The organism is Tropicimonas sp. TH_r6, assembly GCF_033101155.1.
GTDB lineage: Bacteria > Pseudomonadota > Alphaproteobacteria > Rhodobacterales > Rhodobacteraceae > Tropicimonas.
The window spans coordinates 200,815-226,627 of record NZ_JAWMPX010000004.1 but is presented as its reverse complement, the minus strand read 5'-3'; the positions used below and the strand labels follow the sequence as shown (position 1 = coordinate 226,627).

The following is a 25,813-nucleotide window of genomic DNA, read 5'->3' as shown; positions in this document are numbered from 1 at the left end:
CGTTACAACTCCAGAAGGGGCAGGCCCAGCTCGGCGGCCACAGCGCGGAGTGTCGCGCGGTGGTCGCCATAGGCCAGCGCCATGTGATGTTCGAGACCGCTGTCGATGATGTCGGCCAGCATGTCGCTGGCGGGCCATTCAAAGCGGACAACGCCCGACGTGCCGGTGAAGGCCATCGGGCGACGCAGCATCTCGCCGAAGGACAGCACCATTTTCGGCTCCCCGAAGCTTTGCGAGATGCGCAGGAAGGTCACGGGGCCGGGTTTCAGCGGGAACTCGTAGAGCAGCGGCTGCTTGCGGTTCGTATGCACGGTCGCCGTCGGCTCGACCGTGTCGTCGCGCATCGAGATCGGGGCCTGCCCGCAATGCCAGACCACGCCGGTATTGTCGGTCGCGTCGATATCGACGAGGTCGGTGAGGAAGACCGGCGCCTGTGCGGCTTCGAGCAGGATGAGCTGCGTGAGCGCGCCATAGACATCGGCCTCGCAGGCGCAGGGCACCTTTCCTTCGCCCAGCATCGCCGCCGGGCCGCAGACCGCGCCGCCATATTGTGTGAAGGTCTCGGGCCAGCAGCGGATGGCGAAGGCGCTGTAGCCGCCCTTTTTCCGGATCGCGTCGAGCCCGGCCTTGAGCTTGAGCGAGCGGTCGAGTTCGGTCTGGTCGACCTTCTCCAGCCCGGAAACGTCCGCTTCGGCTTCGGCGCGCAGCTCGACCGCCGTGCTGGCGGGCACCGCTTTCGCCGCGTCAAAGAGATCGTCCAGAGCCAGAACATCGACACCGATCCCGGCCAGTGCCTCGATCTTTTCGGCGGAATAAGCGCAGGTGTCGAAGCCAACCGGGTGTTCGCCGATGCGGCCGATTTTCTGACCCTTGAGAGCGGCAGCAACGCGGGCTCCCTCTTCATTGCGCTTGAGGACGGGTTCAGCTTCCAGCCGTCCCGCTTGCCGGTTGCCGGCGAGAAGATCGCCCAGCTCCTCGGCAATGTCGCCCTCAGGATCGGCATAGAGCCAGGAGAACTTGCGCTGATTGAGACCGAGCGCGTGGGACGCGAGGTTGAGCCCACAAAAGGCGTTGAGCCTCAGGCGTCCGCCAAGACGCGGCTCGGGCACGGCCCAGATCGACAGCGGCTGGTCAAAGGCATTGCCCGCGGCGACCGCCATGGAGGCGTCGGTGAAGGTGACCTGAAGGAGCAGGAGATGGTTGATCCCTCCGGCCGTGAGCTCGGCCATGGCGGCGCGGGTGGCCTCCTCGTCAAAGAGGAGGCGGCGCGGACCGATGATCTCATGGCCGGTGGCGTCGAGCGCGGCGAGCATCGCGGCGAGTTTTTCTTCCGCGAAGGGGACGTCGAAAGTGGGGCGTCCGAGAGGAAGGATGCCGATTTTCATGATCTGGCCTCGAGTTGGAGTTGCGCGCCCTGGTCCGGGATCACGCCGAAGGCGCCAGGCCAGCGCCGACCTGGCTTATGTAGCACTGTTTGAATTGCTGAGCCGAGTGTCACGCTTGCCGCCTCAGAACGCGTCATAGCCGTGGCGGAAGCTGGCATCGGCGGGTGTGAACCGTGCGCCGCCGGTCCCGTAGCAGGCATGTTGCGCCCAGTTGCTGGCCTTTGCGTCGGCCAGCGCCGAGATGTCCGCCATGTAATCGCAGGCCTCGCCGCGCAGGCCGGCTTCGATGGCCGCCCAGTCGGGATAGGACTGGAACGCGTCGAGCCAGATGGCGCGACCGGCGAGGAACCCGGACGCGCCCGCTGCGAAGGCGTGTTCCAGCACCTTGCGGAATTCCGGTTTCCCTGCGCCTGCCGAGAGCATGACCCAGGGGCGGCCCGCCAGCCGGCCCATCTCGTCGAAGATCGCCTGCACCTCGGCCGAGCCGTCAGCATCTTCAGCGTTCACCGGGCTTTCGAGCTTGAAGACATCGACGCCGTAATCGGGTTTGGCGAACTCCTCGACCGTGGCCAGCACGTCGTCGGATTTCTTGCCCTTCATCTCCACGTAGTCCTTGGTCTGATGGGCGTCTTTCGCCAGCGGGTAGACCAGCATTTCCAGCAGGAAGGGGATGTCGTAGCGGGCACATTCCTCGCCGATGCGTTTTACATAGTCGTTCTGAGCCTGCACAACGTCAGCTTCGGCATCGGGCCGGTACCAGGCCAGAACCTTCACCGCGTCTCCGCCCATGCGCTTGATCTTGGCGACCGTCCAGTCGTCGATATCCGAGCTGATCCGCCCGCCGGACGTCTCGGTGAAGACGGAATCCTCAAGCGTGACGATCAGGCCCTTGGCCGGGTTCAGCGTGTCGATCCCGTAGGGAATGGCGAAATGCGGGTCGACCAGAAGCGCGGTCGACTGCGCCTGCAGCGTCTCGATCAGCAGCCCCTTGAAGCGGGCGACCTCTTCCCAGGGCGCCTCGTCCACGCCGAGATGCGCCTTGATCGGGTTCTTGATGGGCGGGCGTTGGTCGGTGGCGGTCATCTTGAAGATACCGGTCTCGTCGGCCATGCGACGCAGGCCCCAAAGCTTGCCGGGAGAGAGTTCCATCAGTCGTACTCCTTGAGGAATGTCAGGACGGCGTCGCGGGCAGGGGTGCCCGTGCGGCCTCCGAAGTTCATGCATTTCAAAGCGGCGGTGGCATTGGCGAAGCGGATCGCCTGCGCCTCGGGCTGGCCTTCCGAGAGGGCGAGCGCGAAGCCGCCATGCCAGACATCGCCCGCCGCGAGCGTGTCGACCACCTCGACGCGGAAGGCCGGGATATGCGAGATCCCGGTCTCGCCCGTGTACCAGACGCCATTCGCGCCGTCGGTGACGCAGGCCCAGCCGGGGATGCGGCTTTTGAGGCGGGCGAGGGCACCGGCGAGGTCGTCGCCCGGCTCCAGCGAGGCCAGCCCCTGCGCCGAAAGGGCAAGGTGGCTGGCTTTTTCCAGCAGGCGCGGGTCGATGGGGGCCTCGCCATCGACAATGCCGGGCACGTCCCAGCGTCGCGCCAGGTCCAGCGCGGTGGCGGCGCCGTCCGGCCAGCGTGTGTCCACGAGTACGGCGCGCGCGGGCGGGAGGGCGGACATCCAGCCGGTTTCCTCCGTCAGCCCCTCGCCACGGAAATTCATGATCTGCCGTTCGCCTGTCGCGTCAATATAGACCGAGGAGAAGGAAGAGCGGCCACCGGGGGCGCGATGGACATTTTGGGTCGAGACGCCAGCCGCTTCGAGGTCGTTCAGCACAAGATCGGCCAGCGGGTCGTCTCCGAGCCGGCCGATGAAACTGGGAATGCCGCCGAGGCGGGCGATGGCGACGGCGGCATTGGCGGCTGGGCCTCCGCCAACGATTTCGGCTGCCTTGGCGCGGTATTTCGTAGGTTCGGTCGGGAAACTGTCCATGGAAAGAACGAAATCCACCGCCGCCATGCCGAGGACGAGAATGTCAGCCATCAATCCACCTCCAATCCGCTGGGGACGCTCTCCGGGCGGCCGAGACGACCCTTGATCGAATCCGTGCCGGTCAGGGCTTGCAGGAAAGCGATGATCTGGTCGACCTCTGCATCGCTGAGCGAGATCGGTTCCAGATCGCCCGCCGCGGCCTGCCTTTCGCGTTCGCGCTTGTCCTGAAGCGGGATGAAATCGGCTTTCTGGAGCCAGGGCACGTCGGGCAATTGCACCTCGTCCGGCGACCAATTGGCGAAGCCGGCGTCGGGGTCGAGGTGATGACGAACGATCCCCTTCAGCGTCGCATAGGCGCCGTTATGGCCGTAAGGGGCTGTCAGGGTTGCGTTTCTCAAGGAGGGCGTGCGAAAGCGATAGGCGTCCTCGATCCGGTCGGAGACACCCATATGGCCAACATCGCGGACAATCGGGTCCCATTGGCGGGTGCGACCGGGGCCGAAATGCGGGAGCGTGATGGCGTGGAATTCCTGATCCGTGAAGAGCGGGCCGGAATGGCAGGCCGCACAGCCGGCGTCTCCGTAGAAGAGCGCCATGCCGGCTTTTTGCTCGGGGGACAGCGCAGATTCGTCGCCTGCGAGAAATGCGTCGAAGGGGCTGTCGAAGCTCTGGAACTCGGTCGCTTCGAAGGCGGCAATTGCATTGGCGATATGGACGATATTGATGTCCAGCGGACTTTCGACATCGGCGTAGGCGGCCATGAACATCTCGGCATAGTCCGGGATCACGCGGACACGCTTGGCGAGGATCGGCCAGACATTGTCGATCCGGTCATAGACAGCGCCGGCGACCTGGTTTTCCTTCGGGTTCCCGGCCATCTCGAACTCGGAGGTCATCGGGAAGAGCGCCTGCGCGGCGAGCACGCTTTCCAGCCCGTCGGGCAGCCATTCCTGCGCCGGGGAGTTGAAACCGTTGCCATAGAGATCGGAGACATGCAGGCGGCCATCATGGAACATCGTGTGGATGTCCGTCGCGCCGAGATTCCAGAGCGCGGGCGCATTGCGCGGGATGCGCTTCTTGATGCGGTCTTCGCCCGCCCCGGCATTTCGCTTGGGGCCAACACCGTGGCCACCCTCGCCGATACCAAGCGGGAGGCCGTCCCCGGAGCCGTGGTCCGGGCTGTGGCAGGTGGCGCAGGAGATGTTGCGATTGCCCGAGAGGATCGGGTCGAAGAAGAGGAACTGGCCGAGCTTCACCTGTTCGGGCGGAAAGGTCGGGAAATCGGAGGCTTGCAATTGGCGCGGAAGCTCGCTTGCTTGGGCGCCGACGGCGCAGAGCGCCAGCCCGAGGAGGATGCCATGAAACGCCTGTGTTTTGCCCTTGCCCTTTGCGTCACCAGCCCGGCGCTGGCCGAGATCGAGACGGCGCGCGATCTGATGGATGCGCAGAAATACCCGGAGGCGATGGCAGAGCTTCTGCCGGCGGCGCGGGCGGGCAATGCGGAGGCCGAGGAGCTGATCGGGGTCATGTATGCCAGCGGGCTGGGCGTCGAGCGGGACGATGTGCGGGCGTTCGAGTGGTATCTTCGGTCCTCGCTCAAGGGCCACGCGGGGGCGCAATCCGGCATCGGCTGGTATTACGAGGTCGGCCGGGGTATGCCCGCGCCGGATCTCGTGCGCGCCTATATGTGGTACGCCCTCTCCGCCATCGGAGGGGACCCCGATGCCGCGATTTCTCAGGAAGAAGTCGTAAAGAAGATGACGCCCGACCAAATCGAACATGCCCATATCTTGATTGATGACTATCGTGTGTGGCTCTACCCGTTCCGGTAGGCGGCCGCGGGGTCCGGAGCCCCGGCGGGGCTCCGGACGAGAGTGGACTACTTGAGATCCATCGCGTTGGCTTCGGCGATTTCTGCCTCGACCTCGGCCACGGCAGCGGTCAGCGCGTCGAAGATCTTCTCTCCGCCATCGATATTGCCCTTGAACCAGTCATAGACGGGGGCTGCGGCTTCCTTGAACGCGGCCTTTTCTTCGGGAGACGGCACGTAGAGATCGCCGCCACCGGCCACGAAGTCTTCATAGGCCTGGATCGACTTGCGCTTGGGCGAGGCGAAGGTTGCCTGTTGAAGCGCATAGAAGCCGTCATTCACGACCATTTTCAGCTCGTCGGACATCTCCATGAACTTGGCGTTGTTCATCCACCAGAGCGCGCCCATGTAGGCGTGACCGTCAAGCGTCACATATTGCAGCCCGGCATCGGGGAATTTCATGCCCATGATGTCGGTGATGCCGTTCTTGGAGCCTTCGACCACGCCGGTCTGGAAAGAGGTGAAGAGCTCGGGCCACGGGATCGGGGTCGGCGAGGCGCCAAGCGCCTTGACCAGCTCCTGCGGCAAGTCGGCCACGACGGTGCGGATCTTGAGGCCTTCCATGTCGGCCGGGCCCTGCACACGGCGCTTGGTGTTGGCGAAGTTGCGCCAGCCGCCGGTGTTGCCGATGGTCATCAGGCGGATCATGCCGCCGGAATCCTCAAGCGCCATCTCGCGCATGGTGCGGGTGAAGTCGCCCTGAAGTACGGATTCGGCGATACGGTCCGAGGACATCAGGTAGGGCAGGTCGAGTACCTGCACATAGGGGAAGATGCCGGAGGCGCCGCCCGAGGTGGAGATGTAGATGTCGACAGAGCCGTCGGCCACGCCCTGGAGACACTCGGCGCCGTTGCCGCAAAGTTGGGTGCCGATGAAGAGCTCGACCTCGATGGCGCCGTTGGAAGCGCTTTCGACATAGTTCTTGAAGACGACGAGCCCGTCATAATCCTCGTCATTCTCGTTCGAGTTCGCGGTGGCGCGCAGCGTGTAATCCGCCGCTGAAGCCGCGATGGTCGACCCCGCCAGAATGGCGGCCGCCGTCAGGGTCTTGATGGTTGCTCCGAACATGCTTTCTTTCCTCCCTTTGAGAGCATTCAATTCTTTTATTGCACGAACCCGGTCAGACGCGGGATCGTCATGCAGATGGCCGGGAAATAGGTGATCAGGAAGATCACCGCGACTTCGACGGCCAGGAATGGCAGGATGGCTTTCGAGATGGCCTCCACTCTCTCGCCAGACACGGCCGAGGCCACGAAGAGCACAAGCCCCATAGGCGGCGTGGCGAGGCCCACGGTCAGGTTCACCGACATGATAATGGCGAAATGGACCGGATGGACGCCGAGATCGACGAAGATCGGTCCGAGGATGGGGCCGAGGATGATGATCGCGGGGCCGGCGTCGAGAAACATGCCGACGATGAAGAGCAGGATGTTGATCAGGAAGAGCAGGATCAGCGGATTCTCGGACAGGCCGAGGATGAAATGCGCCATGGTTTCGGGCGCATGGCTCAGCGAGACAACGGTCTTGAAGGAGACGGCGGCGCCAACCAGCAGCAGCACCGTCGCGGCCGAGAGCGCGGCCTTGGTGATGATTGCAGGCAGGTCGGAGAGCTTCATCGAATGCAGCACGAAGAAGGCGATGACCAGCGCGTAAGCCACGGCGATGGCGGAGGCTTCGGTCGGGGTGAAGACGCCGACGAGGATGCCGCCAAGAATGATGATCGGGGTTTGCAGCGGCGCGACGGCTTTCTTGCAGATGATCCGGAAATCGGCCGAGGTGGTGCGGCGCAGACGCAGCAGCATCAGATGTGCGATCGGCAGGAAGACGAGGAAGACCAGCCAGCCATTGATGGCGAGCGAGGCGCCGGTGGTGGCCGCGATCACGGCGGAGATGAGGTTGAAGGCGACGACGAGGATGCCGGCGAAGTTCAGGCGCAGCAGGACGAAGGAGACCTTGCCTTCCAGCGGCGAGATGGTCTGGCCCTTGGTGACGATGCGCTCGGCTTTGGGCAGGTCGTATTTGTCGGCCATGAGCCGCACGACCAACATCAGGCCGACGCCGACCATGACACCGGGCACGATGCCGGCGAGGAAGAGGGCCGCGACGCTCTCGCCCATGACATAGGCATAGATGATCATGATGCCCGAGGGCGGGATGATCGGCCCGATAACCGAGGAGGCGGCCGTGACAGCGGCAGCGAAGGTTTTGGTATAGCCGTTCTTTTCCATCGCCGGGATCAGGGTCGAGCCGAGCGCCGAGGTGTCGGCCACGGCCGAGCCGGAGAGGCCGGCAAAGAGGATGGAACTGAGGATGTTCACATGCGCCAGCCCGCCGCGCAGGTGTCCCATCAGCGCCTGGGAGAACTCGACAAGGCGGGTGGTGATCCCGCCCTTGTTCATCAGCTCGCCCGCGAGCACGAAGAAGGGCAGCGCCATCAGCGGGAAGCTGTCCATCCCGTTGTAAAGGTTGCGATACAGCAGCGCGAGATCGCGTTCCTGCCCGTTCAGCCACAGGAGAAGACCGGGGGACACCAGCAACGCGAAGAAGACCGGCATGCCGACAAGCAGGAAGAGCAGGAAGAGCGGGAGGAACAGGGCGAGCATCAGTCGGCACTCTGCAAGGTGTCAGGGGCGTCGTCGGACGGAAGTTCGGCGTCTTCGTCAAGCAATTGGATCAAGCTGCGCAGGATCAGCTCGATATTGACCGAGATCAGCAGGATCATCCCCACGAAGAGCGACATATACATGAATTTCAGTTTGACCTTGACCGTTTCCATGCCTGCCCACTCGAGCGGGATGCGCAAGGAAGAGGAGTTGAATTTTCCACCGAAGCCGAATGTGTGCTCGTAGCCATGCTGAACGCCGATCACGAGGACGAAAAGCGAAAGAACAAGGATGACAAGCGAAAGAACCAGCCCCGCTGTGCGCGGCAGCGCCTGGGGCAGCATATCGATGGCGACGAAGCCGCCCCAGCGATAGGCGGAGGGTGCCATCAGGCCGGTCATCCAGAGCATCAGGAAGCGCGCGGCCTCGTCGGGCCAGTTCAACGCGTTGTTCAGCGCATATCGAAAGAAGACCTGAAGCAGGATGACAAAGACCATCAAGGCCAAGGCGACCCAGCCCAAGCTGCGCCCAACACGCAGTACATGCGTGTTGACCCAGCACAGCGGACGCAGCAATGCGAGCACCAGCTATCTCCTCCCCATCAAATTCGAAACAGAATCGCCGTTCGTATTGTGCGTTTTGAGTTTCGAATTTGTCGAATGCTGTTCCAAACGAATGTTTCTGTCAAGCGACGTGACTGTCCAGCATCACCTTTCTGGCATAGCTTGGCCTAGTCTGCGAGCGTTAGTCCAACTCCCAGGCTGCGACAAAGGTTACGTAATTCGGCCGGACAGGCCTTGTCCGTGACAAGCGTGCGCATCTGCTGGAGATGGCCGATACAGACCGGCGCCATGCGTTCGAACTTCGAGGAATCGGCTGTGAGGATGACATTGCGCGATGAGGCGAGGATGGCGCGGGCCACGGCGGCCTCGCGCAGGTCGAAATCGAGCAACGCCCCGTCCGAGGCGATGGCGGCACAGCCGACGATGGCGAGATCGGCCCGGAACTGGCGGATGAACTCGACCGCGGACTCACCCAGGATCGCGCCGTCGGAGCCGCGAACAACGCCCCCCGGCACCATGACCTCGACCCCCGGAAGCCCCCTTGTATCATTGGCGATCAAGACGGAATCCGTCACCACTTTCAGCCCCGAATGCAGGCCGAGGTGACGGGCAAGCTCTGCCGTTGTCGTGCCGGCATTGATGATGATCGCTGTGTTGTTCGGCACGAGCTGTGCGGCCGCCCGCCCGATCAGTTCTTTCTGCTCGCGCGCGATCTGCTGGCGAATCTCGTAGCCGGTATATTCACTGCCCGCGAGCAGCGAGGCGCCGCCATGAAAGCGCATCACGCGGCCTTCCTCGGCGAGGATGTTGAGATCCTTGCGGATGGTCTGCGGTGTGGTCTCGAAGAACTCCGCCAGGTCCTCGACCATGGCGCGTCCGTTCTGGTGCAGGTGCCGCAGGATCGCCTGCTGGCGGGCCTTGGTGTTTCGTCCGGTTTTCATATCGTACAGTTTTCCCGGTCATTTCTTTCGAATGAAACAGCAAACGAAAGCTTTTGGAAAGAGGGAATCTACGTCGCCTTGGGACGGAAGCGCGCGCGGTTGGGGGCTTCAGAGCGGTCGAAACGTAAGAAAGGTGGGACTGGAACGACCGAAAATCGGGTCGAAACGACCGGTTTGGAGGCGAATTCGGTCAATCGGGGCGGGCAAGCAAGGCGAAATCCCGGCTCTGACCGAAGTTTCGGTCGATTTGCCCCCGGGTTTCGGTCGTTTGACCGGATAGCGGGCAGGTGGGACGTTTGGCCGGTCATCGGCGAAAGACTGCAGAGCGCCCTCTCTCCATTATCCGGGCGGGTTGTTCGCCCCTGTCGGTCTTCATGGAGGCGACCGAGGCGTCGTCCCAACTTTGGCGAAGGTCAACGCGGCGGTTCGAGCACCCATCGCAGGGCGGCAAACCTCCGAATTTGGTGTCCTGGTGCAATTTCTCTTGGGAGATCCCCGTGAAAATGCAAAAATTACACGTACGAAGGCCTTTTTTAGATTTTTTTGTTGCTGTCGCGAAATACGTGCAGCCATTTTTGGAGGAACGAAATTGGGATCAATCAAGTATGATGTTCCGCTTCTACAGCAGGCGAAATCCATGTCCTGTTGGAATGCGGCGGCGATGATGATTGGATATACCTATGAAGTGGGCCCCCGGCAGATCGCGCTCGAGGCGGCCTATGTTTCGAATACCGGTATCACCGTCGATGAAGTCAAGACGCTGGCCAGGTTCGAAGGTTTGAAGCTTCTGCAGTCCAGCGACCATGAGTTCAGCTCCGCAAGTCTGATTGCAACGCTTTCCCGATATGGCCCGATCTGGGCCGCCGGGATGTGGTTCGGGGTGGCGCATGCGGTCGTGGTTGCCGGCTGTAACGATGCCGGCGAAGGCACGGTTGTGTTCAATGACCCGGGCGATGCTCAGGAGAAAACGGGATCTGTGAGTTGGTTCAACGAAAAGCGCATTCGAGGAACCATGCTGGTCCGTGGATATCCGCCCAGAAGGATCGGACGATGGGCGTAGCGTGATGGCCTTTTGGTGTTGATCGTGGGGTGACGCTGGCGCTTCTTGCCGCTGGGAACGGCGCTCGGAGTTTGGGCGGGACCTCACCGCCTATCGGCCCGGGCGACCAGCCCGGGCCATGCCCCTTCGTCGGCTTACGCGGCCCCATCAGGGGCCACGATCCCGCCTCAGTCCCCCCGGGAGGGCGTTTTGCGACGTTGCGGCGGGAACCAGCGTTGGAGTGGGTTGCGCCATAAAGTGCATCTCCCGAGCGGAGCGGACGCCCTCTCGAGGTCGGGCTTGGCCCGGTCTGCTCGCGCTTTCCTAGCACGAAGGCGCTTTGGGGTTGCATTGGGAGTAAAAATCTGAACGTGGGGCGGCTTGGCGCGCGCTCCAATTATTTCACTTTTTTTCCCTAATCGAACTCAAACCTTTTCTAGGCAGTCGAGGCTTCGCCTTTGACTTGGCTTCTTTTGCGTCAGTTTTTGATGGCACGATAACAACGCGACCGCCGACGTTCTTAACCATTAAGTCGATACCGGAAGAAGCTGAACGCGCCTCCGTTGCGCGTTTATTGAGAAAAATGTTTTCTCCTTCGCGTAGGCGTGTAGAGTATATGCTGGCAGCCAGTTCCTGATACCTTTTTGAAATACTCGAAAAGTTTTCTCGACTGATTTGAACGTCCGCTCTTTCGAGCTTCTCAGGGGCGTTCTTGTTTAGAATTCCCCAAGATCCTTTGCTCAGCCAGCCTTGGCGATTACTGCCAACTTCACTAATTAGAAACCTCTTTTCAGTTCCCAGCGCTGCTTTGACTCGTTTACTAAGTTCAACGGCTGATAGGCTTGAAAGCAGGTAGAAACAATAGTCCATGTCGTAACGCCATGCGTCAATTTCATCCTGATCGTTCAAGAAGCCGACAAGTTCGTCACGAGTTCCCAAGTCGTCGCTATACACAAAAATATATGGCTTACTTTCCATCGTCTTCTCCATCCGTTGGATCCTCGGAAAAATCGGCGTACTCAGCGAGAATAACGTTGTCCGAACCCGACTGTCCCACGAGATCTATCTGCATCCTTGCGAGCTGAAACTGCTCAGATTGCAAGAGTCCGGGGTTGCGGTGGGTAAAAAAGATCAGTTGATAAGCGGCAATTACAAGGGGAATAGACGCCAAAACCATAACTGTGTCGACACTTTTCCCCAAATAGCCATACAGTGTGAGGGTTGGCGCGGATATCAAGCCGCACAGCCAGAGCGTGGGTGTCAGGACGCTTCTCACCTTCTGAGAGGCAACGTTCTTTGACCCAATATTGATTAAGTTGTTCCAGATTGGTTCCTGCTTGCCGCTCATTCCTACACCCAAATCAGACCTCGTGGCATTTTAACAGAAAGGCAGGAGTTGTCAGCAGATTGCGGACAGGAATTTCCGTAAAGCTCATCGACGATGCCAACAAGACACCTTCACTGCTCAGAGGGAATCAAGAGGGCCCGCCATCGGCGGGCCCTTTCGAGTCTCTCAAGTGTCTCTCAGGCTTACTGCGGGATCTCGCCGGTGATGCCTTCGACATAGAAGTTCATGCCCGCGAGCGTGCCGTCATCGGCCACTTCGCCTTCGGCCAGCCAGGCAGAGCCGTCCTGCTTGTTGATCGGGCCGGTGAAGGGGTGGTATTCGCCGGCGCCGATGGCGGTGGCCATGGCTTCGGCTTCGGCTTTCACGTCAGCGGGCACGGCGTCGGTGATTTCGCCGATCTTCACCATGCCGGTGGAGATGCCGTCCCAGGTGTCAACGCTCGTCCATGTGCCGTCCATGACCGCCTGTACCCGGTCGATGTAGTAGGGTGCCCAGTTGTCGATTATCGAGGAGACCCGTGGCTCTGGCGCATATTCGGACATGTCGGAGGCCTGGCCGAACCCAATCACGTTGCCAGCGGCCTCTGCGGCGGCCAGCGGCGCGGTCGAGTCGGTGTGCTGCAGGATCACGTCTGCGCCCTGTTCGATGAGTGCTGTGGCGGCGTCGGCTTCCTTGGCAGGATCGACCCAAGTGTAGACCCAGATGACGGAAAACTCGACATCCGGGTTGACCTTCTTGGCGTGGAGATAGGCGGAGTTGATGCCGCGGATCACCTCGGGGATCGGGAAGGAGCCGATATAGCCGACCTTGTTGGTCTTGGTCATCTTGCCGGCGATATGGCCCTGCACGGCGCGGCCTTCATAGAAGCGGGCCGAGTAGGTGGAGACGTTGTCGGCGCGCTTGAAGCCGGTGGCGTGCTCGAATTTTACATCCGGGAACTTGGCGGCGACGTTGATGGTCGGGTCCATGTAGCCGAAGGAGGTGGTGAAGATGAGGTCGGCGCCGCCGAGGGCCATCTGGGTCATGGCGCGTTCGGCGTCGGCGCCTTCGGGGACGGATTCCTGATAGACGGTCTCGACCTTGTCGCCGAAATGCTCTTCGACGGCGAGGCGGCTTTCATTGTGCTCATAGGTCCAGCCGCCATCGCCGACCGGTCCGACGAAGATGAAGCCGACCTTGGTGGGGTCTTCGGCGAGCGCCGTCGTTGCGAGGCTGGCCGCCAGCGCGGTGCCGGCGAGGAGGGTTTTGAGTGTCATTGGTAGTCTCCCGTGTTGGTTTTTGGGCAGCAGCCTCTAGGTCGAGGCGTGGAAGGATCGGCCGAGTTCGGCGGGCGCGTTGAGCGCGGCGCGCGAGCGGCCGGAGGACATGATCACGAGCACGAGGATCGTGATCAGGTATGGCGACATGGAGAGATATTCGACCGGCACCTTGAGGCCGGCGGCCTGCAGGTTGAGCTGGAGCACGGAGAGGCCGCCGAAGAGATAGGCGCCGATCAGGATGCGCCAGGGCTTCCAGGAGGCGAAGACGACGAGGGCCAGCGCGATCCAGCCGGCGCCGGCTGTCATGCCTTCGGTCCATTGCGGCACGCGCACGACGCTGAGATAGGCGCCGCCGAGCCCGGCGCAGGCGCCGCCGAAACCGATGGCCATGAGGCGGATGCGGATGACCTTGTAGCCGAGCGCGTGGGCGGCGTCGTGGTTTTCGCCGACGGCGCGCAGGATCAGCCCCGCGCGGGTGTATTTCAGCGTGGCCGAGGTGGCGGCGATGATGGCGATCGAGACATAGACCATGAGGTCGTGCTGGAAGAGGATCGGGCCGAGGATGGGGATGTCGGACAGGAGCGGGATGTGGAGGCTTGCGATTTCCAGGCCCTTGATGCCGATATAGCCCTGTCCGATCAGCGCCGAGAGGCCGAGGCCGAAGAGGGTCAGCGCGAGGCCGGTGGCGACCTGGTTGGAGAGCAGGAACTGGGTGAGGAAGCCGAAGACCATCGAGAGGGCTGCGCCGGACAGGGCTGCGGCGATGAAGCCGAGCGTGGCGGATTGGGTTTCGACCGAGATGGCGAAGCCGCAGATGGCGCCGGTGATCATCATGCCTTCGACGCCGAGATTGAGCACGCCGGCGCGTTCGGTGACCAGTTCGCCAATGGCGGCGAGCAGGATCGGGGTGGAAGCGACCATAAGCGAGGCGAGCAGCAGGATCCAGTTGATGGAGTCGAGATTCATTGGGTGCGAACTCCTTGGCCGGTAGAACGGTGGGCTGGTTCGCACGGAATCAAGGCGAAGCCGCCGTGCGAGCGCCAGACCGTCCCGGCGGGCTGGCGCTTTGCCGCCGGCGCGCGACGCTCGGAGCTTTGACGGACCTGGCTGGGATAAAGCGCGCGCCTCCGAGGTTGCAGCGCCAGCCCACGGTCTGGCGCGCGCACGGCTTGTGTCTCAATCGGGTGGAGGGTCATGCCACGCCCTCCTTCACGCGTTTGATCTTGTAGTTCGACAGCACGTCGACGCCGAGCAGGAAAAAGAGCAGCATGCCCTGAAAGGCCTGGATGGCGGCGGCGGGGATTTGCAGCGAGGCTTGAGCCGCTTCGCCGCCGATATAGGTCAGGGCCATCAGCAGTCCGGCGAGGAGGATGCCGACGGGGTGGAGGCGGCCGAGGAAGGCGACGATGATGGCGGTGAAGCCGTAGCCGGAATTGAAGTTGATGGCGATCTGGCCGGCGGGGCCTGTGACTTCGAAGAGACCGGCGAGGCCAGCGAGCGCGCCGGAGAGGCCCATGCAGAAGACGACCAGCATGGTCGGGTTCACGCCGCCGAAGCGGGCGGCCTTGGGGGACTGGCCAGCGAGCTGGATGTGGAAGCCGGTGAGATGCCTCGACAGCAGGATATAGGCGAAGATCACCGCGATCAGCGCGGCGACGACACCGTAATGGATGCCTGTCCCGGCCCAGAGCTCGGGATTGGAGGCGGCCGGGTATTGCTGCAGGTTGCGCGAGCCGGGAAAGCCGGTGGCGTCCGGGTTGCGCAGCGCGCCGAGCGCCATCGCGGCGAGAAGCTGCTCGGCCACGTAGACCAGAAGCAGCGAGACGAGGATCTCGTTGGTGTGGAACTTCACCTTCAGGATCGCCGGGATCATTGCCCAGAGCAGGCCGCCAAGCGCGCCGGCGATCACCATCAGCGGGAAGATGTACCAATGCTCGGCCGGATAGAAGGCGAGGCCGACGGCGGCGCCGCAGATGGCGCCAATGATGTATTGGCCCTCGGCGCCGATATTCCAGATGCCCGCGCGGAAGCCCATGGCGAGGCCGATGGCGATCAGGATCAGTGGACCCGCCTTCACCAGCAACTGGCCGCGATAGTAGAAGGCGAACTCACCGAGGATCGGGTCGTAGAAGATCGTCTTGATGGCGAGGAAGGGGTTCTTGCCCAGAAGCGCGAACATCAGCCCGCCTGCCAGCATTGTCAGCACGACCGCCAGCACAGGCGTCGCATAGGTCCACGCCTTCGAGGGGGTGGGGCGTTTTTCCAGCCGGATCACGGGTGACCCTCCTCGTAAGCTTCCTTGATATGTTCGGCCCCGGACGTGTCCGCGACATCCATGTCATGGGCGCCGCCGAGCATCAGGCCGATCTGTTCCATCGTCAGCCCCTGCATCGGTCTGGGCGCCGAGAGATGGCCGGCATTGAGCGCGGCAAAGCGGTCCGAGACCTCGCGCAGCTCGTCGAGGTCCTGGCTGATCACCAGGACGGCGGTGCCGTTCGAGGCCAGGTCCAGCAGCGCCTGCCGGATCGCCGCCGCTGCCGCCGCGTCCACGCCCCAGGTCGGCTGGTTGACCACCAGCAGCTCGGGACGCTGCAGGATCTCCCGCCCGATGACGAATTTCTGCAGGTTGCCGCCCGAGAGCGCGCGGGCGGCGACATGGGCGCCCGGCGTGCGCACGTCGAAGGCGTCGATGATCTCTTCGGCGAAGCGCTTCGCCGCGCCCCATTTGAGAAAGCCGGCGGAGGTCAGCTCCTGTCGCTGCCAGCCGGAGAGAATTCCGTTCTCGGTCAGGCTCATATCCGGCGCTGCCGCATGGCCCAGCCGCTCCTCTGGCGCGGTCAACATGCCCAGGCGGCGGCGCGCATTGGGGGGCAGGTGGCCGACCGGTTTGCCGCGGAACCGCACCGTCTCCGGCGAGCCCATCGTTTCGCCCGAGAGCGCGGAGAGCAGCTCGTCCTGCCCGTTGCCAGCGACGCCGCCAATGCCGAGGATCTCGCCTGCGCGCAGCTCGAAGCCGATATTCTGCAACTTGGTTCCGAAGGTTGCGACATCGACCGAGGTCAGCCCGGCCACTTGCAGCACCACGTCGCCCGGCGTGCCCGGCGCCCGGTCCGGCACTTGCAGCGCTTCGCCAACCATCAGCTCGGCCAGCTCGGCCGCTGATTTCTCGCGCGGGTCGCAGGAGGCGACATGCTTGCCGCGGCGCAGGATCGTGGCGCCGTCGCAGAGGGCGCGGATTTCTTCGAGCTTGTGCGAGATGTAGAGGATCGAGGTGCCTTCGGCCTTCAGCTTGTTGAGCGTGGCGAAGAGGATTTCGACCTCCTGCGGCGTCAGCACGGAGGTCGGCTCGTCCATGATCAGGAGTTTCGGGTCCTGCAGCAGGCAGCGCACGATCTCGACGCGCTGGCGTTCGCCGGCGGAGAGCTCGCCGACGAGGCGGCGGGGGTCCAGCGGCAGGCCATAGGCGTGGGAGACCTCGCGGATCTCGCGGGCGAGCTGGGAGAGCGGCGGCGGGCTTTCCATGCCGAGCCCGACATTCTCGGCCACGCTCAGCGCCTCGAAGAGCGAGAAATGCTGGAAGACCATGGCGACGCCGGCGGCGCGGGCGGCGCGGGGTTCGGGTGGCGCGAAGGCCTGGCCGCGCAGGCGCATCGTCCCTGAGTCCGGCTTGACGAGGCCGTAGATCATCTTGACCAGCGTCGATTTGCCGGCGCCGTTCTCGCCGAGAAGGGCGTGGATCTCGCCCTCTGCAATGTCGAAGGACACGTCGTCATTGGCGACGACACCGGGATAGGCCTTGGTCAGCCCCTGGACGGAGAGGAGTTCGGTCACGCGGGACGGTCCATGGCAGTCTCGATTCTCGCTGAGTCGGCTCTAAGTAACAAGGCCGTGACACCGACCGCAATGGCCTGCGGCGCCTTGCCGAGGGATGGATCGCCGATCGGGCAGGTTATGTGCTGAATGGACCTGTCCGAATGGCCAAGTTGCCGCAATCGCTTGCGGAACCGGGCCCATTTCGTGGCAGATCCGATCAGCCCGGCGGAGGCGAAGCCGCGCGACAGGAGCGCGTGGCAGAGCGCGAGGTCCAGCGCGTGGGAATAGGTCAGGATCAGGTGGTGGGCGTCTTGCGGCGCGTGGGCGGCGAGCCGGGCCGGGTCCTGCGCGACGATCTGTTCTGCGCGGGGCGGCAGCGGGGTCGGGAAGCGCTCGGGCGCGGTGTCGATCCAGTGGATACGCCAGTCTTCGAGCGGCGCCATCATCGTGACGATGGCGCGGCCGACATGGCCGGCGCCCCAGACCCAGAGCGCCTGTTGCGGTTGGCTCAGCGGCTCGGTGATCCAGCCGCCGCTGAGGGCGAGGTCGGCGGGGGCGGCGGCGTTTCGGTGGTGGGCGAGGTGACGGGTGACCGAGAGCGGTCTTGCGGCGGGATGGCCGGGAAGCGGGCGGGCGATGCAGCCGGCTTCGGGGGCGGGCAGGGTGTCTTGCTCGAAGATCTCGCAGAGCAGGGTGACGGCGCCGCCGCAGCATTGGCCGAGCGCGGTTCCGAGCGGGATTTTCCGCAGCCATGGTCCGGTGAGGGCGTCCTGTGCGGCGTCCCATTCCAGCCGTCCGCCGCCGATCGTGCCGCTCTGTCCGCCCTCCCAGACCAGCATAGAGGCGCCGGGTTCGCGCGGGGCCGAGCCCTTGACCTCGGCGACGAGGATGCGGGCGACGCGGCCATGGCGGGTGGTGGCCTTGCGCAAGGTTTCGAGGTCGAAGCTCATGGGCGGACCCTTTCGACGGCGGCGAGGATGCGTTCGGGGGTCGCGGGGGCGTCGAGCGCCGGGTAGCCCGGGCCGCAGGCGGCGATGGCGTCGGAGAGGGCGAGGAAGGCGGAGATGCCGAGCATGAAGGGCGGCTCGCCGACGGCCTTGGAGCGGTAGATTGTTTCCTCGCGGTTGGGCGCGTCCCAGAGGGCGACATTGAAGATATCCGGGCGGTCGGAGCAGGCGGGGATCTTGTAGGTCGAGGGGGCGTGGGTGGTGAGCCGGCCCGTGTCGTCCCAGACCAGCTCCTCGGTGGTCAGCCAGCCCGCGCCCTGCACGTAGCCGCCCTCGATCTGGCCGATATCGAGCGCGGGGTTCAGCGAGGCGCCGGCATCGTGGAGGATGTCGGTGCGCAGGATACGGTTTTCGCCGGTCAGCGTGTCGATCACGACTTCTGTGACGGCGGCGCCATAGGCGAAATAGAAGAAGGGGCGGCCGCGGCCGGCGATCCGGTCCCAGGCGAGTTTGGGGGTCTTGTAGAAGCCGGCCGCGCTCAGGCTGACGCGGGCGAGATAGGCGGCCATCACGGCGTCCTCGAAGGGGATGGACTCAGGGCCGACATGGACCTGTCCGTCTTCGAAGCGGACGGCGCTGGGCTCGGCCTGGAACTGCTCCGCGACGATTGCGGCGATCCTGTCGCGGATCTCGTCGCACGCGGCCTTGACGGCCATACCGTTGAGATCCGTTCCGGAGGAGGCGGCGGTCGCGGAGGTGTTGGGCACCTTGCCGGTATCGGTGGCGGTGATCTTGACGCGTTCGGTGCCGACGCCGAAGCGGTCGGCGGCGACCTGCGCGATCTTCTGGAACAGGCCCTGTCCCATTTCGGTGCCGCCATGGTTCAGGTGGATCGAGCCGTCGCTATAGACATGGACCAGCGCGCCGGCCTGGTTGAGATGGGTGAGCGTGAAGGAGATGCCGAATTTGACCGGGCTCAGCGCGAGCCCCTTTTTCAGGATCGGGTTCTCCGCGTTCCAGGCGTCCACCGCCGCGCGCCGGGCGGTGTAGTCCGAGCTGGCCTCAAGCTGCTCGACCATGGCGCCGAGGATGAAATCCTCGACCTCCATGTGATAGGGTGTGGGCTGGGGCGGGGTGTCGGAGCTGGCCTCGGTGTAGAAATTCAGCCGCCGGACCTCCAGGGGGTCGCGCCCGACCTCATGGGCGATGTGGTCGAGCACGCGCTCGATGCCGAGCACGCCCTGCGGGCCGCCGAAGCCGCGGAAGGCGGTGGCCGATTGGGTGTTGGTGCGCAGCCGGTGCGAGGTGATCCGGACATTGTCGAGGAAATAGGCGTTGTCGGCATGCAGCATCGCCCGGTCCGCGACCGGCAGGGAGAGGTCCTGCGCCCAGCCGCAGCGGCAGAACTGTTCGAACTCGATACCGAGGATGCGGCCTTGCGTGTCGATCCCGGCGCGGTAGGAGATGCGGAAGTCGTGGCGTTTGCCGGTGATGATCATGTCATCGTCGCGGTCATAGCGCATCTTGCAGGGGCGGCCGGTGGCTTGAGCCGCGACCGCGCAGGCGACGGCGAGCGCGTTGCCCTGGCTTTCCTTGCCGCCGAAGCCACCGCCCATGCGCCGGACCTCGACGCGGACCGAATGCATCGGTTGACCGAGCGCTTCGGCGACCTTGTGCTGGATCTCGGTCGGGTGCTGGGAGGAGGAATGCACGAGCATGTCGCCGGCTTCCTGCGGCAGGGCGAGCGCGGCCTGGCTTTCGAGGTAGAAATGCTCCTGCCCGCCCATTTCGATGCTGCCTTCGACGATATGCGCGGCCGTGGCGATGGCGGACTCCGGGGTGCCGCGCTCATAGGTGCGCGGGCCGTCTTCGAAGCGCCAGTCCGCGGCGAGGGCGTCGTCGATGGTCAGGATGGGGTGGCGGGTTTCACAGGCGATCTCTCCGAGCCGGGCGGCCTTGCGGGCAGCGATGTGGCTCTCGGCGATGACGAGGAAGAGCGGCTGGCCGCGATAGTGGATCTCGCCGGAGCTCAGCATTTCCTCGTGGAAGGCGGGCGTGGGCGAGACATCGTTATGGGCCGGCAGGTCGGCGGCGGTGAGAACCGCGACGACGCCGTGGGCGGCGCGGACCGCGTCGAGATCCATGTCGGTGATGCGCCCGGCGGCGGTGGTGGAGAGGCCGAAGGCGAGGTGCAGGCAATTGGCCGGGGTGGGGATGTCATCGACATAGCGGGCGCTGCCGGTGACATGCTGCTCTGCTGCGTCATGGGGCAGGGGGCGGGAGACGCTCATGGGCGGACCTCCAGCACATTGGTCGCCGTGCCGGTGCTTTCGGCGAGGCAGCGGCGCAGGAGATTGCGGGCGGTGTCGAGACGGTAGGCGGCGGAGGCGCGCATGTCGCTGATCGGGGCGAAATCGGTTTCGAAGGCCGCGAGGGCTGGGGCGATGCCGACCTCGTTCCATGGCTGTCCGAGCAGGGCCGCCTCGACGGCGCTTGCGCGTTTCGGGGTTGCGGCCATGCCACCGAAGGCGATGCGGGCGGCGGTGACGCGGCCCTCTTGCACGGCGATGTTGAAGCAGCCGCAAAGGGCGGAGATGTCCTGATCGAAGCGTTTGGAAATCTTGTAGCAGCGCAAGTGATCGGGTTGGCGGGGAATCGAGACGGCTTCGACGAACTCGCCGGGGGCGCGGTCCTGTTTGCCATAGGCGAGGAAGTAGTCTTCCAGCGGCAGGGCGCGGCGTGTGTCTCCCTTGCGCAGGTGGAGCGTGGCGCCGAGCGCGATCAGGGCGGGCGGGGCGTCGCCGATGGGGGAGCCGTTGGCGATATTGCCGCCGATGGTGGCGGCATCGCGGATCTGGGCGGAGGCGAAGCGGCGCAGCATCTCGGCGACGCCGGGATGGCGGTTGGCCATGAGCCGGTGGAGATCGGCGATCGTGACCATGGCGCCGAGGCGGAGTTCCGTGTCGGTGATCTCGACATGGCGCAGGTCGTCGCAGCCGGAGAGGAAGGCCAGCGGGCCGATCTCCTGCAGGTGCTTGGTGATCCAGAGGCCGATATCGGTGGCGCCGGCGATGAGCGTGGCCTCGGGATGGGCTTCGTACCAGCGGGCGAGCTCGTCGGAGGAGCTGGGCAGGCCCAGCCCCGCCTCCTCGCCCGCGTCGGGGCGGGCCCCTTCCGGTACTGGCTCGGAGGGCGCGGCGAACCAGTCGGGCGGGGGCGTGTCGGCGGCGGCTTCGGCGGCGGCGACGATGGGGGCATAGCCGGTGCAGCGGCAGAGATTGCCAGCGAGGCGGTCGTCGAAATCGCGCGCGCCGTTGAGATGGGCCGTGGCCATGGACATGACGAATCCCGGCGTGCAGAAGCCGCATTGGCTGCCGTGATGGGTGATCATTTCCTGCTGGACCGGGTGCCGCTCGCCATTCGGTCCGCTGAGGCCTTCCACCGTGGTGATCGACTTGCCGGCGAGCTGGGGCAGCAACAGGATGCAGGCATTGAGGGCGCGGGCCGGCCCGTCGCCGTCGCGCAGCATCACCGTGCAGGCGCCGCAATCGCCCTCGTTGCAGCCCTCCTTCGTTCCGGTGAGCCCGCGTTCTTCACGTAGCCAGTCCAGCAGCGTGCGTGTCGGCGGCGCATCGGCGCGCACGACCTTTCCGTTGAGACGAAAAGCGATCTTCATTTGGTCTTCCGCCGCGGTACCGGGTTGGCTTCCCCAAGGCGCGCCCCCGATGCGGCGTAGAAGGCGCGTGGTCCTGTTGCAGACCTCAGCAAAACCAAAACATGGCGCTATTGCAAGCGAAGGACGGCGGGAACGCCTTTACTTGGGGCGATTGCACAATTGTTGGGCGGTGCGCTGGGGAATGTGACGGAATTGGATGGGCGGGCGGACGGAGAGCGATTGGGGCAGCGGATGGGCGGTTCTGTCCGGGCCTCCCCCTTCCTGCGTTAACCTTAATGGTCGTTAAGGTTAACGCAGGAAGGGGGAGAGAAAGGCTGTGGGGGCGGAGCTGGTTGGGGTGCGGGTCTTGCTTGCCTGTTTGGCGTGTTTTGGAGCTGGTTTACCCGGTTGTGGTGCGAGGGGACCTGGTTGGTCTGGTTGGGATGCGTTGGACCCTGCTTGCCTGGTTGGGATGTGTGGGGCTTGGCTGATCTGGTTGGGGTGTGTTGGATCTGGCTGGCCTGGTTGGGAGGTGTGGGGCTTGGCTGATCTGGTTTGGGGTGTGTAGGATCTGGCTGGCCTGGTTGGGATGTGCAGGGCTTGGCAGACCCGGTTGAGATGTGTTGGACCAGGCTGTCCGTATTGGGGGGTGGTTAGGTCGTGCCGGTTTGGACGGTCGCGGGGTTTGCCAGAGGCTTGCCGCATTTCGTGGCGGGGCGGTTGGGGGGCGGGAAGTTTCGTCCGATTGCAGAGGGTTGCCGGATATCCACAGGAAGTCGCGAGCGGGGCGGTTTTCCTGCACGGGTCCGACGCCTAAAGTCGCCGCATGAGCAGCGCCCCCCGATTCATACATCTCCGCCTTCACACCGAATACTCGCTCCTCGAGGGCGCCATTCGGACCAAGAAACTGCCCGGCCTGTGTCGCGACATGGGTATGCCGGCCGTGGCCGTGACCGATACGAACAACATGTTCGCGGCGCTGGAATTTTCCGTGACGGCGAGCGGGGCCGGGATCCAGCCGATCATGGGCTGCCAGGTCGATCTCGAATATGAGCCAGCGGTGCAGGGGCAAAAACCGGTGCCGCCGGCGCCTGTCGTGCTGCTGGCGCAGGACGAGACGGGCTACGAGAACCTGATGAAGCTCAATTCTTGCCTCTACCTGCGCGGGGATCACCTTCTGCCGCATGTGACGGCGGAGGAGTTGGCGCAGTATTCCGACGGTGTGATCTGCCTGACCGGAGGGCCGGACGGAGCGCTGGGTCGGATGGTGCGGGACGGACATGAACCGGCGGCCGAGGCGCTGCTGGCGAAGATGGTCGCGGCTTTCCCGGACCGGCTCTATGTCGAGCTGCAACGTCATCCGGGCGAGGACGGGCTGCCGGAGGCGGAGCTGCTCACGGAGAAATTCTTTGTCGAGGCGGCCTACAGGCTGGACCTGCCGTTGGTGGCGACCAATGACGTCTATTTCCCCAAGGCGAATTTCTACGAGGCGCATGATGCGCTGATCTGCATCGCCGATGGCGCCTATGTCGACCAGCAGGAGCCGCGCCGGCGGCTGACGCCGCAGCATTACCTCAAGACGCCCGAGGAGATGATCACACTTTTTGCCGATCTTCCGGAGGCAATTGAAAACACAGTGGAAATCGCCCGGCGGTGCCATGTGGTCTCACAGCTGCGAGATCCGATCCTGCCGACCTTTGCGAAGGACGAGGTCGAGGAATTGCGCCGGCAGGCCCATGAAGGGCTGGAGGCGCGGTTGGCCGTCATCCCGCATGCGGCGACGGTCGAGGAATACAATGCGCGGCTGGAGTTCGAGCTCGGGATCATCGAGTCGATGGGGTTCCCGGGCTATTTCCTGATCGTTGCGGACTTCATCAAATGGGGCAAGGACCACAATATTCCGGTCGGGCCGGGGCGGGGGTCGGGCGCCGGCTCGCTGGTCGCCTATGCGCTGACCATCACCAATCTCGACCCGCTGCGCTACTCGCTGCTGTTCGAGCGGTTTCTCAATCCGGAGCGGGTTTCGATGCCCGACTTCGACATCGACTTCTGCATGGATCGCCGGGAGGAGGTGATCCATTACGTCCAGGAAAAATATGGCCACGACAAGGTCGGCCAGATCATCACCTTCGGTGCGCTGCTCTCCAAGGCGGCGGTGCGCGATATCGGGCGGGTGTTGCAGATGCCGTTCGGGCAGGTGGACCGGCTCAGCAAGATGATCCCGGTGGAGGGGGTGAAGCCTGTCTCTATCGAGAAGGCGCTGGCCAGCGAGGAGCGGCTGCGCGACGAGGCGAAGAATGACACGCAGGTCAACCGGCTGATGGTCTATGGCCAGCAGGTCGAGGGGCTGCTCAGGAATGCCTCGACCCACGCCGCTGGCGTGGTGATCGGGGACCGGCCGCTGGACGCGCTGGTGCCGCTCTACCAGGATCCGCGCTCGGACATGCCGGCGACGCAGTTCAACATGAAATGGGTCGAGCAGGCGGGGCTGGTGAAGTTCGACTTTCTCGGGTTGAAGACGCTGACGGTGATCCAGAACGCGCTGGACCTGCTGAAGAAACGCGGGGTCGAGATCGATATCGATCATATCCCGCTTGATGACGAGAAGACCTACGAACTCTATGCCAACGCGAAGACGGTCGCGGTGTTCCAGGTGGAAAGCTCGGGCATGATGGATGCGCTCCGGCGCATGAAGCCGACCTGTATCGAGGATATCGTCGCGCTTGTGGCGCTCTACCGGCCCGGGCCGATGGAGAATATCCCGACCTATTGCGAGGTGAAGAACGGCACGCGGGAGCGCGAATCCGTGCATCCGCTGATCGACCATATCCTCGAAGAGACGCAGGGCATCATCGTCTACCAGGAACAGGTGATGCAGATTGCGCAGGTCATGGCGAATTACACGCTGGGCGGCGCGGACCTGTTGCGGCGCGCGATGGGTAAGAAGATCAAGGAGGCGATGGACGCCGAGCGGCCGAAATTCCAGACCGGTGCGGCCGAGAACGGGGTCGACAAGAAGAAGGCCAACGAGGTTTTCGACCTGCTGGAGAAATTCGCAAATTACGGATTCAACAAGTCCCACGCGGCGGCTTATGCGGTGGTTTCGTACCAGACCGCGTATCTGAAGGCGAATTACCCGGTCGAGTTCATGGCCGGGATCATGAACTGCGATATCCACCTGACGGACAAGCTCTCGGTCTATGCCGAGGAGGTGCGACGGGGGCTGGAGATCGAGATCGTCGCACCCTGCGTGAACAGCTCCATCGAGACGTTCAATGTCGAGGACGGCAAGCTGATCTACGCGCTGGCCGCGCTGAAGAATGTGGGCCATGAGGCGATGAGCCTGATCGTGAAGGGCCGTGCAGATGGGCCTTTCGTGACGCTGTATGATTTTGCCCGGCGGGTGGATTTGAAACATGTCGGCAAGCGACCGCTGGAGATGCTGGCCCGCGCCGGGGCTTTCGATGTGCTGGATCGGAACCGCCACAGGGTGCTGAAATCGCTCGATGCGCTGGTGGCCTATTCGGCGGCGATCCACGAGCAGCGCAATTCCAACCAGGTCTCGCTCTTTGGCGAGGCAGGGGAGGACCTGCCGGAGCCGCGTCTTGTCGAGATGGAAGACTGGCTGCCCGGCGAGCGGTTGCGCGAGGAGCACGCGGCCATCGGCTTCTACCTCTCCGGCCACCCGCTCGACGATTACATGCCGATGCTGAAACGGCGCGGGGTGAAGACGCTGGCCGAGGTCTCCGAGATGGTCAAGGCCGGGCCGCAGGTGGTCAAGCTGGCGGGGTCGGTCGCGGGCAAGCAGGAACGCAAATCCGCCAAGGGCAACCGCTTTGCCTTCGTGCAGGCCTCCGACCCGACCGGCACATACGAGATGACCGTTTTCTCCGATACGCTTGAAAAGGCGCGGGATTTCCTTGAGGCGGGGCAGAATGTGCTGCTGACGGTCGAGGCGACGTCGGAGAGCGAACAGCTCAAGCTGCTGTGCAAGGGCGCGCGCTCGATCGATGCGGTCTCCGGCGGGCCGGGCGGCGGGAGCGGCGGCTTCCGGCTGTTTGTCAATGATGGCAAGGCGATCCCGATCCTGCACTCGATCCTGGAGCGCACGCGGGAGGCGGGGCCGGTGCGGGCCAAGGGGCCGATCCATGTCACGCTGCTCGATTCCGGCCTGCCCGGCGAGGTGACGCTGGAGCTGGGCACGGATCTTCCTGTCAGTCCGCAGGTGCGCGGGGCGATGAAGGCTGTCGCCGGCGTGCTGGATGTCGAGGAGCTGGAGGGCGGATAGGCCCGGATCTCGAAACCGCCAACCAGGTGCGCCCGGGGGCCTATCGGCACGAATCTGCCAAGCCGGGGCGCTCCGGACCTTCACGCTTGCGTGAACGGAGGCCAGTTTGTATCCGGGAGG

Annotated in this window: 20 protein-coding genes; 3 read left to right on the top strand and 17 right to left on the bottom strand. The window is 64.0% G+C overall.

The window, feature by feature from the left end; translation table 11 throughout:
* Nucleotides 1-2: 2 nt before the first annotated feature.
* From R3X27_RS06575 to R3X27_RS06560, 4 genes are all read right to left on the bottom strand, one after another.
* Nucleotides 3-1,385 carry a hypothetical protein gene (locus R3X27_RS06575; RefSeq protein ID WP_317708034.1) on the bottom strand — a complete coding sequence of 461 codons (1,383 nt, stop codon included), beginning with the start codon at nt 1,383-1,385 and terminating at the stop codon, nt 3-5.
* 123 nt (nt 1,386-1,508) lie between these two features.
* Nucleotides 1,509-2,534: a tagatose 1,6-diphosphate aldolase gene (locus tag R3X27_RS06570; RefSeq protein ID WP_317708033.1), complete on the bottom strand. Its 1,026-nt coding sequence runs from the start codon at nt 2,532-2,534 to the stop codon at nt 1,509-1,511.
* On the bottom strand, nt 2,534-3,418 hold the full coding sequence (locus R3X27_RS06565) for a PfkB family carbohydrate kinase (protein WP_317708032.1): 885 nt from the start codon (nt 3,416-3,418) through the stop codon (nt 2,534-2,536). The genes R3X27_RS06570 and R3X27_RS06565 overlap by 1 nt, the downstream gene beginning before the upstream one ends.
* Nucleotides 3,418-4,662, bottom strand: a complete 1,245-nt coding sequence (locus tag R3X27_RS06560) for a cytochrome-c peroxidase (protein WP_317708031.1) — start codon at nt 4,660-4,662, stop codon at nt 3,418-3,420. The genes R3X27_RS06565 and R3X27_RS06560 overlap by 1 nt, the downstream gene beginning before the upstream one ends.
* Before the next feature lie 63 nt (nt 4,663-4,725).
* Between R3X27_RS06560 and R3X27_RS06555 the strand changes: the two genes are divergently transcribed.
* A complete protein-coding gene (locus R3X27_RS06555) occupies nt 4,726-5,199 on the top strand; it encodes a tetratricopeptide repeat protein (RefSeq protein ID WP_317708030.1) in 474 nt (157 codons plus the stop codon).
* A 47-nt stretch (nt 5,200-5,246) separates the two neighbouring features.
* Here R3X27_RS06555 and dctP read toward each other — a convergent pair whose 3' ends face one another.
* From dctP to R3X27_RS06535, 4 genes are all read right to left on the bottom strand, one after another.
* Nucleotides 5,247-6,305, bottom strand: a complete 1,059-nt coding sequence (dctP, locus tag R3X27_RS06550) for a TRAP transporter substrate-binding protein DctP (RefSeq protein WP_317708029.1) — start codon at nt 6,303-6,305, stop codon at nt 5,247-5,249.
* Nucleotides 6,306-6,340: 35 nt separating this feature from the next.
* Nucleotides 6,341-7,840, bottom strand: coding sequence for a TRAP transporter large permease (locus R3X27_RS06545; protein ID WP_317708028.1), 1,500 nt, complete (start codon nt 7,838-7,840; stop codon nt 6,341-6,343).
* Nucleotides 7,840-8,424 (bottom strand): TRAP transporter small permease, encoded by a 585-nt coding sequence (locus R3X27_RS06540; RefSeq protein WP_317708027.1) that lies wholly within the window; start codon nt 8,422-8,424, stop codon nt 7,840-7,842. Before R3X27_RS06540 ends, R3X27_RS06545 begins: the two co-directional genes overlap by 1 nt.
* Before the next feature lie 146 nt (nt 8,425-8,570).
* Nucleotides 8,571-9,344 (bottom strand): DeoR/GlpR family DNA-binding transcription regulator, encoded by a 774-nt coding sequence (locus R3X27_RS06535; protein ID WP_317708026.1) that lies wholly within the window; start codon nt 9,342-9,344, stop codon nt 8,571-8,573.
* 403 nt (nt 9,345-9,747) lie between these two features.
* Here R3X27_RS06535 and R3X27_RS06530 point away from each other — a divergent pair, with 403 nt between their 5' ends.
* On the top strand, nt 9,748-10,404 hold the full coding sequence (locus R3X27_RS06530) for a papain-like cysteine protease family protein (protein ID WP_317708025.1): 657 nt from the start codon (nt 9,748-9,750) through the stop codon (nt 10,402-10,404).
* A 381-nt stretch (nt 10,405-10,785) separates the two neighbouring features.
* On the opposite strand, the gene R3X27_RS06525 is transcribed toward R3X27_RS06530, so the two are convergent.
* From R3X27_RS06525 to xdhA, 9 genes are all read right to left on the bottom strand, one after another.
* Nucleotides 10,786-11,361, bottom strand: coding sequence for a hypothetical protein (locus R3X27_RS06525; RefSeq protein ID WP_317708024.1), 576 nt, complete (start codon nt 11,359-11,361; stop codon nt 10,786-10,788).
* The gene (locus tag R3X27_RS06520) at nt 11,351-11,731 is read right to left on the bottom strand and encodes a hypothetical protein (RefSeq protein ID WP_317708023.1); all 381 of its coding nucleotides are present in this window, start codon (nt 11,729-11,731) and stop codon (nt 11,351-11,353) included. Before R3X27_RS06520 ends, R3X27_RS06525 begins: the two co-directional genes overlap by 11 nt.
* A gap of 182 nt (nt 11,732-11,913) precedes the next feature.
* Nucleotides 11,914-12,987 (bottom strand): BMP family ABC transporter substrate-binding protein, encoded by a 1,074-nt coding sequence (locus R3X27_RS06515; protein WP_317708022.1) that lies wholly within the window; start codon nt 12,985-12,987, stop codon nt 11,914-11,916.
* A gap of 36 nt (nt 12,988-13,023) precedes the next feature.
* Nucleotides 13,024-13,956 carry an ABC transporter permease gene (locus tag R3X27_RS06510; RefSeq protein WP_317708021.1) on the bottom strand — a complete coding sequence of 311 codons (933 nt, stop codon included), beginning with the start codon at nt 13,954-13,956 and terminating at the stop codon, nt 13,024-13,026.
* A 226-nt stretch (nt 13,957-14,182) separates the two neighbouring features.
* On the bottom strand, nt 14,183-15,265 hold the full coding sequence (locus tag R3X27_RS06505; protein ID WP_317708020.1) for an ABC transporter permease: 1,083 nt from the start codon (nt 15,263-15,265) through the stop codon (nt 14,183-14,185).
* On the bottom strand, nt 15,262-16,821 hold the full coding sequence (locus R3X27_RS06500; protein WP_317708019.1) for an ABC transporter ATP-binding protein: 1,560 nt from the start codon (nt 16,819-16,821) through the stop codon (nt 15,262-15,264). Before R3X27_RS06500 ends, R3X27_RS06505 begins: the two co-directional genes overlap by 4 nt.
* A complete protein-coding gene (xdhC, locus tag R3X27_RS06495; RefSeq protein ID WP_317708018.1) occupies nt 16,818-17,753 on the bottom strand; it encodes a xanthine dehydrogenase accessory protein XdhC in 936 nt (311 codons plus the stop codon). Before xdhC ends, R3X27_RS06500 begins: the two co-directional genes overlap by 4 nt.
* Entirely contained in the window at nt 17,750-20,041 is a 2,292-nt protein-coding gene (gene xdhB, locus R3X27_RS06490) for a xanthine dehydrogenase molybdopterin binding subunit (RefSeq protein WP_317708017.1), read from the bottom strand. The genes xdhC and xdhB overlap by 4 nt, the downstream gene beginning before the upstream one ends.
* A complete protein-coding gene (gene xdhA / locus R3X27_RS06485) occupies nt 20,038-21,426 on the bottom strand; it encodes a xanthine dehydrogenase small subunit (protein WP_317708016.1) in 1,389 nt (462 codons plus the stop codon). Before xdhA ends, xdhB begins: the two co-directional genes overlap by 4 nt.
* Before the next feature lie 805 nt (nt 21,427-22,231).
* Here xdhA and dnaE point away from each other — a divergent pair.
* A complete protein-coding gene (dnaE, locus tag R3X27_RS06480; RefSeq protein ID WP_317708015.1) occupies nt 22,232-25,693 on the top strand; it encodes a DNA polymerase III subunit alpha in 3,462 nt (1,153 codons plus the stop codon).
* Nucleotides 25,694-25,813: the final 120 nt, after the last annotated feature.